The sequence below is a fragment of the Vreelandella aquamarina genome, assembly GCF_044805175.1.
GTDB lineage: Bacteria > Pseudomonadota > Gammaproteobacteria > Pseudomonadales > Halomonadaceae > Vreelandella > Vreelandella aquamarina_B.
Genome location: NZ_CP085232.1, coordinates 1233193 through 1245661 on the forward strand (window position 1 = coordinate 1233193; position 12469 = coordinate 1245661).

The 12469-nt window shown below is 57.2% G+C and carries 14 protein-coding genes; 7 read left to right on the forward strand and 7 right to left on the reverse strand.

Annotated elements, in window-relative coordinates; genetic code table 11:
- The first annotated feature begins 227 nt into the window (after window positions 1-227).
- Both LG300_RS05775 and LG300_RS05780 read left to right on the forward strand, forming a co-directional pair.
- On the forward strand, window positions 228-650 hold the full coding sequence (locus tag LG300_RS05775) for a tetratricopeptide repeat protein (RefSeq protein WP_404377444.1): 423 nt from the start codon (window positions 228-230) through the stop codon (window positions 648-650).
- 9 nt (window positions 651-659) lie between these two features.
- Window positions 660-1130 carry a DUF1456 family protein gene (locus LG300_RS05780; protein ID WP_404377445.1) on the forward strand — a complete coding sequence of 157 codons (471 nt, stop codon included), beginning with the start codon at window positions 660-662 and terminating at the stop codon, window positions 1128-1130.
- Here LG300_RS05780 and LG300_RS05785 read toward each other — a convergent pair.
- Window positions 1127-1882 (reverse strand): class I SAM-dependent DNA methyltransferase, encoded by a 756-nt coding sequence (locus tag LG300_RS05785; protein ID WP_404377446.1) that lies wholly within the window; start codon window positions 1880-1882, stop codon window positions 1127-1129. The two genes, LG300_RS05780 and LG300_RS05785, sit on opposite strands and share 4 nt — an antisense overlap.
- Before the next feature lie 217 nt (window positions 1883-2099).
- Between LG300_RS05785 and LG300_RS05790 the strand changes: the two genes are divergently transcribed.
- Complete coding sequence (locus LG300_RS05790; RefSeq protein WP_404377447.1) at window positions 2100-2507, forward strand: DUF4019 domain-containing protein; 408 nt, start codon at window positions 2100-2102, stop codon at window positions 2505-2507.
- 181 nt (window positions 2508-2688) lie between these two features.
- On the opposite strand, the gene LG300_RS05795 is transcribed toward LG300_RS05790, so the two are convergent.
- Entirely contained in the window at window positions 2689-3498 is an 810-nt protein-coding gene (locus LG300_RS05795) for a DUF1206 domain-containing protein (RefSeq protein WP_404377448.1), read from the reverse strand.
- Between the two features lie 211 nt (window positions 3499-3709).
- On the opposite strand from LG300_RS05795, the gene LG300_RS05800 reads away from it, so the two are divergent.
- Entirely contained in the window at window positions 3710-4567 is an 858-nt protein-coding gene (locus tag LG300_RS05800) for a methylated-DNA--[protein]-cysteine S-methyltransferase (RefSeq protein WP_404377449.1), read from the forward strand.
- On the opposite strand, the gene LG300_RS05805 is transcribed toward LG300_RS05800, so the two are convergent.
- Window positions 4564-5484, reverse strand: a complete 921-nt coding sequence (locus tag LG300_RS05805; protein ID WP_404377450.1) for a glutaminase — start codon at window positions 5482-5484, stop codon at window positions 4564-4566. The genes LG300_RS05800 and LG300_RS05805 overlap by 4 nt on opposite strands.
- A 196-nt stretch (window positions 5485-5680) precedes the next feature.
- On the opposite strand from LG300_RS05805, the gene LG300_RS05810 reads away from it, so the two are divergent.
- Entirely contained in the window at window positions 5681-7042 is a 1362-nt protein-coding gene (locus tag LG300_RS05810) for a cytochrome P450 (protein ID WP_404377451.1), read from the forward strand.
- Between the two features lie 14 nt (window positions 7043-7056).
- Entirely contained in the window at window positions 7057-7980 is a 924-nt protein-coding gene (locus tag LG300_RS05815) for an alpha/beta hydrolase (protein ID WP_404377452.1), read from the forward strand.
- Window positions 7981-8215: 235 nt separating this feature from the next.
- Here LG300_RS05815 and LG300_RS05820 read toward each other — a convergent pair whose 3' ends face one another.
- A complete protein-coding gene (locus tag LG300_RS05820; protein ID WP_404377453.1) occupies window positions 8216-8620 on the reverse strand; it encodes a RidA family protein in 405 nt (134 codons plus the stop codon).
- A 183-nt stretch (window positions 8621-8803) separates the two neighbouring features.
- Here LG300_RS05820 and LG300_RS05825 point away from each other — a divergent pair, with 183 nt between their 5' ends.
- Window positions 8804-9364, forward strand: a complete 561-nt coding sequence (locus tag LG300_RS05825; RefSeq protein ID WP_404377454.1) for a hypothetical protein — start codon at window positions 8804-8806, stop codon at window positions 9362-9364.
- Between the two features lie 153 nt (window positions 9365-9517).
- Here LG300_RS05825 and LG300_RS05830 read toward each other — a convergent pair whose 3' ends face one another.
- The 3 genes from LG300_RS05830 to LG300_RS05840 all read right to left on the reverse strand — a co-directional run bounded on the left by LG300_RS05830 (window position 9518) and on the right by LG300_RS05840 (window position 12449).
- Window positions 9518-10696 (reverse strand): VWA domain-containing protein, encoded by a 1179-nt coding sequence (locus LG300_RS05830; RefSeq protein WP_404377455.1) that lies wholly within the window; start codon window positions 10694-10696, stop codon window positions 9518-9520.
- A gap of 3 nt (window positions 10697-10699) precedes the next feature.
- On the reverse strand, window positions 10700-11554 hold the full coding sequence (locus tag LG300_RS05835; protein WP_404377456.1) for an AAA family ATPase: 855 nt from the start codon (window positions 11552-11554) through the stop codon (window positions 10700-10702).
- A gap of 130 nt (window positions 11555-11684) precedes the next feature.
- Window positions 11685-12449 (reverse strand): SDR family oxidoreductase, encoded by a 765-nt coding sequence (locus LG300_RS05840; RefSeq protein ID WP_404377457.1) that lies wholly within the window; start codon window positions 12447-12449, stop codon window positions 11685-11687.
- Window positions 12450-12469: the final 20 nt, after the last annotated feature.

A 12469-nucleotide genomic window follows, 5' to 3' on the forward strand; every position in this document is an offset into this window, starting at 1 on the left:
AGCTCTGACAGAGTGTCGTAAGGGGTGTCGAAAATAAAAAGTGGTGCAGCATAGCGTAAAATCAACCGTTCGTTGCTCGAATACGCGTTTATTTCCATCCAACCTTTCCCCCGTACCCCCATCCCCACAAGGTATAATCCCCCCATTCACCCAGAAGCTCACGCTTGCCGGGTTTGTTATGAGTCTGTTTTGCGTCATCTGTTTCTGAGCAATAGGGGTAGTGGTCCATGATTAACACCAAAATTTACAAGGCGGTGTACGAACTCGCCGAAAAGCTGATGAAGGCCGCTGCCAAAGATGACCGCGCCACCTTTGAAGCGCTGTACGCTGAGCTGCAGGCGATCTGCACCGAGCACGAGAACACCGAGAAAGACCACCCGGAGCAGTGGGAAACCCTGGCCGACTTCACCGAAGAGCTAGAAGACGCACTGCCGATCTACCAAAAAGCACTGGATAAGGCGGTGGCCAAGCAGTCGAACGACCATATCGCCTCGATTGGGTTTTCCATGGCGTCGCTGCAAGTGGAACTGGGCGATACCCAGGCGGCCATTGAGCGCTTGCAGCAGGCCCAGGCCAGCGCCCAAACGATCGAAGATAACGAGCTGAAAGCAGAAATCGATGACCTGCTTGTCACGCTAACCCACGCCTAGGACCCTATTTTGACCAATAACGATATTTTTCGCCGTATTCGCTACACCTTCGATTTAAAAGACAACACCATCGTCAAGATCTTCGCCCTGGCGGAGGTGAGCGTGACCCAGGAGCAGGTCACGGCGTGGCTGAAAAAAGACGAAGATGACGCCTTCGTGACCATGAAGAATAAAGAGTTGGCGTCGTTTTTGAACGGGTTTATCAGCTTCAAGCGGGGCAAGCGCGAAGGCCCCCAGCCTGCGCCAGAATCGCAGTTGAACAACAATATGGTGTTCCAGAAACTGCGCATCGCGTTGAACATGAAGGCAGAGGATATTTTAGAAGTGTTTGAGCAGGTGGGCTTGCCGCTTAGCCCCCACGAACTCAGCGCATTTTTCCGCAAGCCCAGCCACAAGAACTACCGCGAGTGCAAAGACCAAATGCTGCGTAATTTCCTGCTGGGCGTTCAGCGCCAGCTGCGCCCCGGCGATAACGGCTAAGCAGGGCGCTCGCGCTTCACGCACACGAAGATCGCATTGCCCGAGACGGTATCCCAGGGCGTGATGGTCTGGTAATCATGCTCGAATACGTGCACCTCGAAGGTGGGTTCTAGCAGGGCGATAAGTTCGCTAAAGCTGACCGCTACCATGGGGTGCTCGTCGTGCCATACCTGGGTGGCACCGGCACTGGTTTTTTCGATGCTTAGCCGTAACGACTGGCGCTCCCCTTGGCCGCTGTAGTGCCACCCCGAGCGGAAGGTGAATGAATCCTCCGCCTGCTTGGCCGTGTGCCTAACGAACAGCTCGTTATCGATCCGCTGTTTATCCACTACGTTGAAGTAGAACACGCCGCCTTCGCTTAAGGCGCGGTGGGCGCTGGCGATGCAGGCGCTAAGCTTTTCCAGGCCATCGTTATAGTGGATGGAGTAAAGAAAGCAGGTGATGAGATCCAGCGGTTCGTTGGCTTCAAAGCTGCACATATCTTGCAGTGAGAAGTGTGCCTCTGGGCAGCGCTGGGCGGCGATATCCAGCATCGGCTGGTTGATGTCCAATCCGCTGCTGGTGTAGCCAACATCAAGAAAGTGGCGCACGTGGGGGCCGGTGCCGCAGGCTAAATCCAGGTGCTGCTTGCCTCCGTTACCAAATATCCGATGCAGGCGATGGATGGCATTACTTTGGGCGTGGTAGTCGATGTCGACGCACATCAAATCGTAATAGCCAGAAAGGTCGGTGTAGAGTGCGTTGACGGACATAGCGGCCTAATGGTGAGGTCTGAAAGAAAGGGGTGGCGCATGGTAAACGAGCAGCAGGGGTTTGAGAAGTTGCTTTATGGGAGTGCGCCCAGCTGGCGAGTTTGCATTCTTTAACATTTCTGCGCCGACTTTGTGGCTATCGCTCCTAAAGAAATAGCGCGGCTATCCGATAACTACTTAAGTCGAACTAAACTCCTTCTCGCAACAAGAGACTGTTATGCCCAAACCACTGGCCCTTTTTCTCTCCGTGATACTGCTTGCGTTAACCCCGCATGTGTACGCAACTACCGAGGCCGCAGAGGCGGCAGCGCTGGCATGGTTGGAAGCGGTTGATAACGGTGAGTATGAGCAGGCTTGGGAAAAGTCGTCGCCACTGCTGAAAACGCCGCTTTCGCCAAGTATGCTGCAGCGAGTAGTGTCGCTGGCCCGTGGCGATGTGGGCAGCGTAGCGTCCCGGCGGCGTATTCGTATGTCCCAGTACACTTCTATGCCCGGCGCGCCCCGTAACGATTACAAAGAGTTCGCTTTTCAAACCCGTTTCTCGGATAACCAGCGAGTGGTTGAGGTGGTAACACCGCATTTGGAAGAGGGCATCTGGCGGGTCAGTGGGTACTACGTGCAATAAGTACATGCAATAAGTACATGTAATAAGTGCGTGCAGTAAGCACGCTGTTGCGCCACGTCCGCCGGCTACACCAAGGCGCTGACGGCTTGGTTGTTAAACAATCAGCCCCAGCATATTTTTCGAGCCGTTAATACGTTCGAACCACCGCTTAGGGCAGACGGACGTACAGACCATAGGGTCGCTATAGAGAAGGGTTAATACGGCGGTAAACAGCGGTTAAGAGGCTATATACACCAAATGCAAATAGCCCAACCGCCACAAACGCAAGTAGCCACTGGCCAAAGGCTTGACCTCTTAATGTGCTGAACACTTCGGCCGTGCCCCCCGCTTGGTTGGGGTCGAACTGATACGCCGCCATCACAAAGAAGCTGCCGACCATCACAAAGACCAATCCGCGCACCGCTAACCCAAAACGGCAGACCGGATAAGCCCAGCGCTGCAACTGGGTGGGCATTGAGAAGTGGCGGTCGAATTTTGCTTTCCAGCCTTTAATGGCATGGGCGATGCCCGCGCCAATCAGCGCAGCGCCTACCGCCGCCACCAGCCAGCGCCCCAGGGGCTGCTGCATCAGCCAGCTAGCGGCGTTTTCGGAGCCACCGCCGGAACCGCTAGAGCCGCCGATATGGATAACAAGCCTGACAGCAAAGAAGGCCAAAAATGTGTGCGTAACGGCACTGACCAGCAAGCCGCCACGGATTGCGAGTCCTTTGGCACTGTTGCCGTGGTGGTCGGTATCTTGCAGGGCTTGCAGTGTGCGCCATACGGCATAGCCCACTAACCCCAGCGCGATAACGCCCAGCAGCACTTTGCCGAAAGGAGCGGTTAACACGCTTTCAAGCGCGCCGCGGCTGCCTTCAGTTTGGCCGCCTTGGCCCACGGCGGCCAGCGCCGCTAAGCCGCCTACTAGCAGATACACCACGCCCCGCGATGCGTAGCCTAAGCGGGCGAGCAATTTTACCGCATCCCTTTGGTTTGGGGGGTTACTGGCCATGATGTCCTCCTGACGTAAATGGCAATGGCGATCCTTCCAGCGGCCCATACTGTGGGTGTCGGGGGATAATGTCCAGCGTAGCGCTTATTGGGCATTTGGCGATAAAAGGGGCGCAAACTGAGCAAGATTCGGGTGGGCCTTGGGGCCTTGGCTGGTTAAGCTTGAACTAACGTGAGTGTTACTCCTTAACCTTGCCCGTGAGATGGAAGCAATGAACGACTACGCCCGTATCGAAAAAGCCATGGCCTTTATGGTGGCGAATGCCGCCCATCAGCCGAGTTTGGAAACGGTGGCGGCGCAGGTGCATTTAAGCGCGTTCCATTTCCAGCGGCTGTTTTGCCGCTACGCAGGCGTTAGCCCGAAGCGCTTTTTACAGGCGCTGACACTAGCGCGGGGTAAGCAGCTGATTGCCTCGGCGCAAAGCCTGACCGATACCGCCCAGGCGCTGGGGCTAAGCGGTGGCTCGCGGCTTTACGATCATTTTGTGACACTGGAGGCGGTCACGCCTGGCGAGTTTAAGCGCCAAGGGGAGGGCGTGGAGATTGCTTACGGCATTCACCCCACGCCGTTTGGCGAGGTGTTGGTGGCTACCACCCCCAGAGGAATTTGCCGCATGGGATTTATCGCTGCTACACCGAAGGAGGAGATCCTCACCCAGCTAGCCGCCGATTGGCCCCGCAGCACATTGCGCCACCAGCCAGATGCCACCCGCTACGCGGTAGAGGCGCTGTTTGAAGCCAAGCAAAATGACGGTACGCCAAAGAAATTGCCGCTGCATGTGAGCGGCTCCAACTTCCAGATGAACGTTTGGCGAGCACTGCTGATGATTCCGGACGGGCAGCTTGCCAGTTACTCCCATATTGCCCAGGCGCTGGGGGCGCCGAAATCGTCGCGGGCGGTGGGTAACGCGGTGGGGGCTAACCCGGTGGCGCTGTGGATTCCCTGCCACCGGGTGATTCAGCAAAGCGGCGCGCTAGGTGGCTACCGTTGGGGGCTAGATGTGAAACGCAAAGTGCAGGCCTGGGAAGCTGCCCAGCACGCTGAACAGTTGGAAAGCGCCCACGGCTAGTGCCCAAACACCGACCAGCCGGTGCGCTGCACGAACATCTCTAGCGCCCGTGCGCCGAGCAGGCTGTTGCCGTAGTGATCTAACCCTGGCGACCATACCGCCAGCGAACCGCGCCCCGGCGCGATGGCTAAAATGCCGCCGCCCACGCCGCTTTTGCCTGGCAGGCCCACGCGAAAGGCGAACTCCCCCGAGGCGTCGTAGTGGCCGCACAGCATCATCAGCGAGTTGATCCGCCGTGCCCGCTGGGGCGATACCACCCGTAGGTTGCTAGGGCGGTTGACTCCATCGGAGGCCAGAAACAGCCCGGCGTGGGCCAACTGTTCGCTGCTCATGGCGATGGCGCACTGGTGAAAGTAGGTGCCGAGCACTTTATCAACATCGTGGCGCAGCCGCCCAAAGGCTTTCATAAAGTGGGCCAGCGAAGCGTTGCGGTCTTTGTGCTCCATTTCCGACGCGGCGACCTGATGATCAAAGCAGATGCTGTTGTCGTCGGCGATGTAGCGCACAAAGCTCAAAATTTCCGCCAGGGTCTCTTTGGGTTCGTGGCCCATCATAATGGCATCCACCACCGCAATGGCCCCGGCATTGATGAACGGGTTACGTGGCTTACCGCTCTCATGCTCTAGCTGAACAATGGAGTTAAATGGGTCGCCGGAAGGCTCACGACCTACTTTTGACCACAGTCCATCGCCCCATTTGCCCAGCGCAATGGTCAAGGTAAACACCTTGGAAATACTCTGAATCGAGAAAGGCGTGGTGGCGCAGCCCGCCGAAAAGCGCTCGCCCTCTACCGTGGCTAGGCTAATGGCAAACTGGCTGGGGTCTACGTGGGCAAGCTGCGGAATATAGTCGGCCACTTTGCCGCGCTCGGTTTCCTGGGCCAACTCGGCGGCAATATCGTTGAGTAACTCTTGCATCTCGGGCGTCGTCGTTTGGCAGCGGGAGCCGCTACCCTAGCGGAATTTGACGGGCCTGTCTGCCGTGGAGAAACCCACCTTCATTAACCCTTCGCTTGATTTAAGTGCTGGTTGACGCGGGTTGCGGGCTATTCCCTTGCGTATGGGGCGGCGAATTCTAGACTGAAGCGTTAGCCGTGTATTTCAAGGAGCAGGAATGGATAGGAGATCCAACCCAGCGCCGTTACCGACGGCCACGCTGAGCGAAACTATTGCCATTGTTTGCCGTGTGATAGCGCCTAATGTGGCGAAAGGGGTGATAAGCCGCCGCCCGAAAATCGTAGGGGTAGTAGAGCGCTTCGCCCTGGATGCCCAAGGTGTGCAGCAGCTTCAAGCGTTAAGCAAAAAGTATGGCCGTGGGCCGCTGATGCTGAAAGTGCCTGGCAAACCGATGGCGGTGGTGCTGGACCCCGCCGATGCCAACGACGTGTTGGAGCACACCCCCGAGCCGTTTGCGACCGATGAGCGGTTAAAGCGCAGCGCCCTGGGCCACTTTGAACCGGAAATGGCGCTGGTTTCCAGCGGCGAGGCCCGTGAAAAACGCCGCGCCCTGAACGAGCGGGTTCTACAGAGTAGCTGCCCCCGCCATACCTTTGCCGAGGCGTTTACCAGGATTGTGGAGGAGGAGGCCGAACAGCTAGTGGCGCGGGTAGGGACGCGCTTCAACGAGCTGGATTGGGCAACCTTTCACGTGACCTGGGACCGTATTGTGCGGCGCATCGTGCTGGGGGATATCGCCCGCTACGACCGCACGCTCACCAAAGAGCTTGCTACCCTACGTAAAGCCGCCAACTGGGGCTTTATGCACCCTAAACGCAAGCGGTTGCAGCAGCGTTTTGAACGGCACCTGGCGTTTTACTACCAGCGGGCGGAACCGAACAGCCTAATGGTGATGCTCTCGGCGCAAGGCGCGGAAAGCGAACAAGCGCCACTGCAGCAGGTGCCCCAGTGGCTGTTCGCGTTTGAACCCGCAGGCATGGCGGCGTTTCGTGCGTTAGCGCTACTGTGCGCGCACCCCGAGTTCGCGGCACGGGCGATGGCAGAGGCTGATGACACGCTGCCGCCCGCCGTGGATCGGTTAACAGCCAGCGTTTTAGAGTCCCTGCGTTTATGGCCCACCACCCCGCTGATTTTAAGGCAGTCGACCAGGCTTACCCAGTGGAAGCAGGGCACCCTGCCAGCCCATACATCGCTGTTGATTCATACGCCCTATTTTCACCGTGATGAGCGCTATTTACACGCCGCTCACCAGTTTACGCCAGAGAGGTGGCTAACCCCCGATGGCCCAGGCCGATGGCCGCTGGTGCCGTTTAGCGGCGGGCCAGGGATCTGCCCCGGCAGGCATATTGTGCTGCTCGTCACCAGCCGATTGCTTGCTGCACTTCAACGGCGTGCCCGCTGGACGCTGCAGCCACCGGAGAAACTCAACGGCCAAGTTCCCATGCCGAGCTTGCTTAGTCCGTTCCACTTACGGTTTCGGCGGGAGCACCTCCAGCCAAACAGTGCCACCACGGCTTAGAAGGAGACAACGCGATGCCAAAAGCGCAAGCTTCCAACGGCTTAAACGTCGATGTGCTGGTGAATATTCTGCCCTCCGCAGAGGATATCCCGCCGCTGCAATCCTACACCGCGCGGGATGGTAGCACCTTGGGTTACCGCTACTACCCAAGTGCCGACGTTGCCGGGCGGGCCGCACCGCCCACGCTGTTAGTGCTGTTGCACGGCTCATCGGCCAGCAGCCACTATTTGGCCCCGATGGCGGAATATCTGGCGGAGTTTGCCGGTTTCGACGTGATTACTCCCGATTTACGCGGCCATGGGCCAAACCCTGCGCAGCGTGGCGATGTGGATTATATCGGCCAGTTAGAAGATGACTTGGCCGACCTGATTGAGCACGCTAAACAAGAGCACGCCCCACACGATAGGGTGGCTATTGGCGGGCACTCCTCCGGCGGTGGGCTGGCGCTGCGTGTTGCGGCGGGTAGTCAGGCGGGCAAGCTTGCTGGTGTGGTGCTGTTGGCACCGTTTCTAGCCTATAACGCCGCCACGGTGCGTAAAAAGGCGGGATGGGCCACGCCGAACCTTTGGCGCATCGTGCCGCTGGCGCTGCTCAATCAGATGAACGTCACCCGATTTAATCACTGGCCAGTACTGCGGTTTAACCTGCCGCTGGCGTACCGCACCGGCTCGGACACCCTGAGCTACACCTATCGAATGATGGAGAGCTTTGGCACCGCACATTACAAAGCTGATCTTGCCAACATCCGCGCGCCGATTCTGGTGCTGGTGGGGGATAGGGATGAGGCGTTTTATGCCAAGCAGTTTGAGCCCACCATACATCCCCACGCGCCCCAGGCGGAGTTTGAATTTATTGCCGGTGTGTCGCATCTGGATATTGTAATGAATACCACCGTTGCCCAGCGTATCGCCCTATGGGCAGAAACCCTCGGGCTTTAAAGCCAAAGAATATAACGCTGCATAGCACGGTGAACGAGGATAGCCAGGTCGATGGGTGCCTAAATGGCCTATTCAACCACCTAACAGCCTGTCAGATGCTCCCCATAAAGCGTAGATTAGCCGAGGCCGCTGATTACAACGCCCACCGCAACAAGCCCTGGAGTGCTTGGCCGATACGCTGGAAGCACACCTGGATATTCAGGCGGGGTTGGCGCTGATCAACGTATAACCGAGATTATTCCGCTGCGGTCTCTTTCGGAGGGCGCTTCGCCATCAGGGTGATCTCCACCGAGCCGCCGCCGCAAATATGGGGGGATTCGGTACAGGTGCGCGCTGGGTAGCGGCCTGGCTCGAAAAACTCGGCGTAGATACTGTCCAGGGCATTGATCTGTTTTAAATCAGCTAAGTGCACATCCACCCGGACAACATCCGCCAGGCTGCCGCCTTCTTGTTCCAGCATGCGCCCCAGTTCGCGCATCACTAGGCGAGTCTCCTCTTTAACATCCCCACGGGAGGCGCTGCCATTGGAAAGGTCAGCCACCGTTAGGCCGGAAATAAACATATAGTGGTCGTCAACTACCATATGGCTACCCGGAAAACCCGGTTTGGGCAGGGTAGGGTCGTTGATGAACTGTGTCATTTGCTCTCCTTGGCAGTAAGTAAATGCCTTGCCCCTAGTGCGACTATGCCTGTGCCGCAGGGTTCAATTAATAAACGGCTGGTGTCATCCTGTACTTTGTTCTACGCTGGCGGGCTTTTATAGCCCGCCAGCGTTGTCGGCGTATGCAAATGGCGGGATGAATGAACGCAACGAGAGAGCGTTATGAAGGTAGTCCATGTAAGTCAGAGCTCCCCGCGTGATGCGTGTTTGGCTAGGCTATGTGCCGAGGTGTATGGTCAGCAGGCAGGCTTGATGCCGCTGGTGATATTTGCCGGTACCCAAAATGTGTTGTTTACCCAGGAAGGAGCGCGTTTGCTGGCAGGCGTCGATGGCGCGGGCAAACCGTTGGCACTGGCGCTGTTAGTGCTGGATGAAGCAGGGCAGGGGATGACGGTGACCCACGCCTGCGAGTTTACCCAAGGCGCAAAAGCGCGCTTGCTCAGCGAGCTAAGCCTGAAAGCACCGCTACGCGTAGATGCTAACGATGAGAAAGAGAAAACGTTCTATCAGCAGTGCGGTTTTAAGCGCTGGTTAGAGACAGATAACGGCCCATATATTGGTTTGTCTGCCCGGCATCCTGCCAAAAGTATCGAGGCACTATCGCCCACGTTAGCGCTGGATGAGGCGCTGATTTTGCGTCGCTTTAAGCATGACGCTGCCGCTTTTACGCAAGCCAAAGAGGCGTTTTTATCCGGGCTAAATAACTTCCCTGAGACACTTTAGGAAAACGTGGCGTTTCATTTTCCGCAACCAACTTGCACGCTGTTGTCATGTTCTTAACAGCGTGGCTAGGGAGTGTGGCCAGAGAATAGAGCGCTATCGTTTATCGCAAGGTGCGGAATATCCCACCCAAGCAACGGGTTGGGTGGGTCAACGCTATTTGGCCAATTCGCGCATGGCAGTTTCCAGCCCTTCTAGCGTCATTGGGTACATACGGTCATCGATTAACTCACGGATCAGTTGAGTGGAATAGGTGTATTCCCAGGCGCGGGGCGGCATTGGGTTGAGCCAAGCCAAACGGGGAAATTTCTCGACCAAGCGCTGGAGCCACACGCCGCCCGCTTCGTCGTTAAAGTGCTCGACACTGCCGCCGCAGTGCGTTACCTCGTAAGGCGACATCGCGGCGTCGCCTACTATCACCACCTGGTAATCTGCGCCGTAGGTGTGCAGCACATCCATCGTTGGAATGCGCTCGTTGCCACGGCGCAAGTTGTTCTTCCAAACGCCTTCATACAGGCAGTTGTGGAAGTAGAAGTGCTCCAGATGCTTAAACTCAGAGCGGGCCGCCGAGAATAGCTCTTCACATACGCGGATGTGGTCATCCATGGAGCCGCCTACGTCCAGAAAGAGCAGCACTTTGACGGCATTGTGGCGTTCTGGGCGCATCTGGATATTGAGCAGTCCGGCATCGCGGGCGGTTTCGCGGATGGTGCTGTCCACATCAAACTCTTCCCGCGCCCCCTGGCGGGCGAACTTACGCAGCCGCCGCAGGGCCATTTTGATATTGCGGGTACCCAGCTCCAGCGAGTCATCGTAATCCCGAAAGCGTCGCTCGTCCCACACCTTGGTGGCGCGGCGGTGGCGGGAGCCATCCTGCCCAATACGAATGCCTTCCGGGTTATAGCCATAAGCCCCAAAGGGGCTGGTGCCACCGGTACCAATCCACTTATTGCCGCCTGCGTGGCGCTCTTTCTGCTCCTCCAGGCGTTTTTTGAACGTCTCAATGAGTTCCTCTAAACCACCCAAAGACTCAATCTTGGCCTTCTCTTCATCGGTGAGCTGTTTTTCAAACTCGCGGCGCAGCCACTCATCGGGAATCAGCGCTTCAATCGCGGCGTCCATGTCCTCAAGGCCTTTAAACCAAGCGGCAAAGGCGCGATCGAAGCGGTCAAAGTGGCGCTCATCTTTGACCAGCACGGTGCGCGCGACTTGGTAAAACGCCTCCATATCCGCAAACACCACGCCCCGCTCGACCACGGCATGAAGGTCCAACAGCTCCCGCAGGGAGACAGGCACGCCCGCACGTTTTAGGGTCTCAAACAAGCCAATAAACATGGCTTAGCGCCCGCTGTTTTTCTGGCGACGCATCATAAAGGCCAAACGTTCGAGCAGGTGGGTATCCTGCTCGTTTTTGACCAGTGCACCGGCCATGGGTGGCAGCGCCTTGGCGGGGTCGCGATGGTAGAGCGCTTCTTGCGCCAGCTCGTCGGCCATCAGCAGCTTAAGCCAATCGACCAGTTCGGAGGTAGAGGGTTTTTTCTTCAGCCCTGGGGCGCTGCGCAGGTCAAAGAAGACTTCCAATGCTTCGCTGACCAGTTTCGGGGCAATGTTTGGGAAGTGAACATCAACAATTGCCTGCATGGTCTCGCGGTCGGGGAACTCGATGTAGTGGAAAAAGCAGCGGCGCAAAAAGGCATCCGGCAGCTCTTTTTCGTTATTGGAGGTAATAACAATGATGGGGCGCTTCTCGGCGCGGATGGTTTCGCCGGTTTCGTAGACATGGAACTCCATACGGTCCAGCTCTTGGAGCAGGTCGTTGGGGAATTCGATATCCGCCTTGTCGATCTCATCAATCAGCAGCACCACTCGCTCATCGGCGGTAAACGCCTCCCACAGTTTGCCGGGCTTGATGTAGTTAGCGACATTCTCGACACCTTCTACGCCCAATTGGGAATCCCGCAGACGACTCACCGCATCGTACTCATACAGCCCCTGGGCCGCTTTGGTGCTGGATTTGATGTGCCAGGTGATTAGCTGAGTGCCGAGGGAGTCGGCCAGCTCTTCCGCCAGTAGCGTCTTGCCGGTACCCGGCTCACCTTTGATAAGTAGCGGGCGCTCAAGCACCACGGCAGCATTCACCGCCTGCTTAAGCGCATCGGTTGCGATATACGATGAGGTGGAGTCAAACGCCATAGTGGACCTCGGCTTGTCGAAAGCGTGATAAAAGTTAGATTCAAACAAGTGTACGTGAGGCTGACCGCCTAGGCCAAGGGAGAGGAAAGGCTACGTCGTTAAGCGTTCTTTGTTCACTGTTATTTATCGGCTACTCAGCGTAAATCATTTTGCGCGTCATACCGCCGTCGGCGACAAAGTTCTGCCCGGTAATAAAGCCAGCCTCTTCGGAAAGCAGAAAGCGTGTCAGCGCGGCAATATCTTTAGGGGTACCAACGCGCCCGACCGGGTGCTGTTCGCGGTCGATATCACGGTGTTCAACCGTCTGCTGGCGGCTGGGTTTTTGCCAGTCACCGACTTCGATCCAGCCAGGGCTGACGGCGTTAACGCGAATATCCGGGCCAAGGCTGACCGCCAACGCGTGGGTAAGGGCGACAATGCCGCCTTTACTGGCGGCGTAGGCTTCGGTATCCGGCTCGGATTGAAGGGCGCGAGAAGACGCCATCAGCATGATGCTGCCGCCGTGAGGGCGTAAATAGGGTGCCCCATGTTTGGCGCATAAGAATGCGCCGGTGAGGTTGGTGTTTAAGTAAGCTTGCCACGTATCCAGTGAAAGCCGCTCTATAGGGCCATGAAAAGGGTCGGCAATGCCTGCATTATGCACAATGCCGTCCAGGCGGCCAAAGTGGCTAACCGTTTTTTCGAGGCTAGCTGCTACCTGTGTCTCGTCGCTGGCGTCTGAGGTTAAGGTTAACAGCCGCTCTCGGTTTGTCAGCCTTTTCTCGGCCGCGTTAAGGGCTTCTTCATCGATATCGGTGATGGCAACGTGATGCCCCTCGGCTAATAGCATGTAGGCGATGCCGAGACCAATGCCCTGAGCGCCACCCGTGATGTAATAGGATTGAGGTTGGTTCATGCGTCATTTTCCATAGTGGT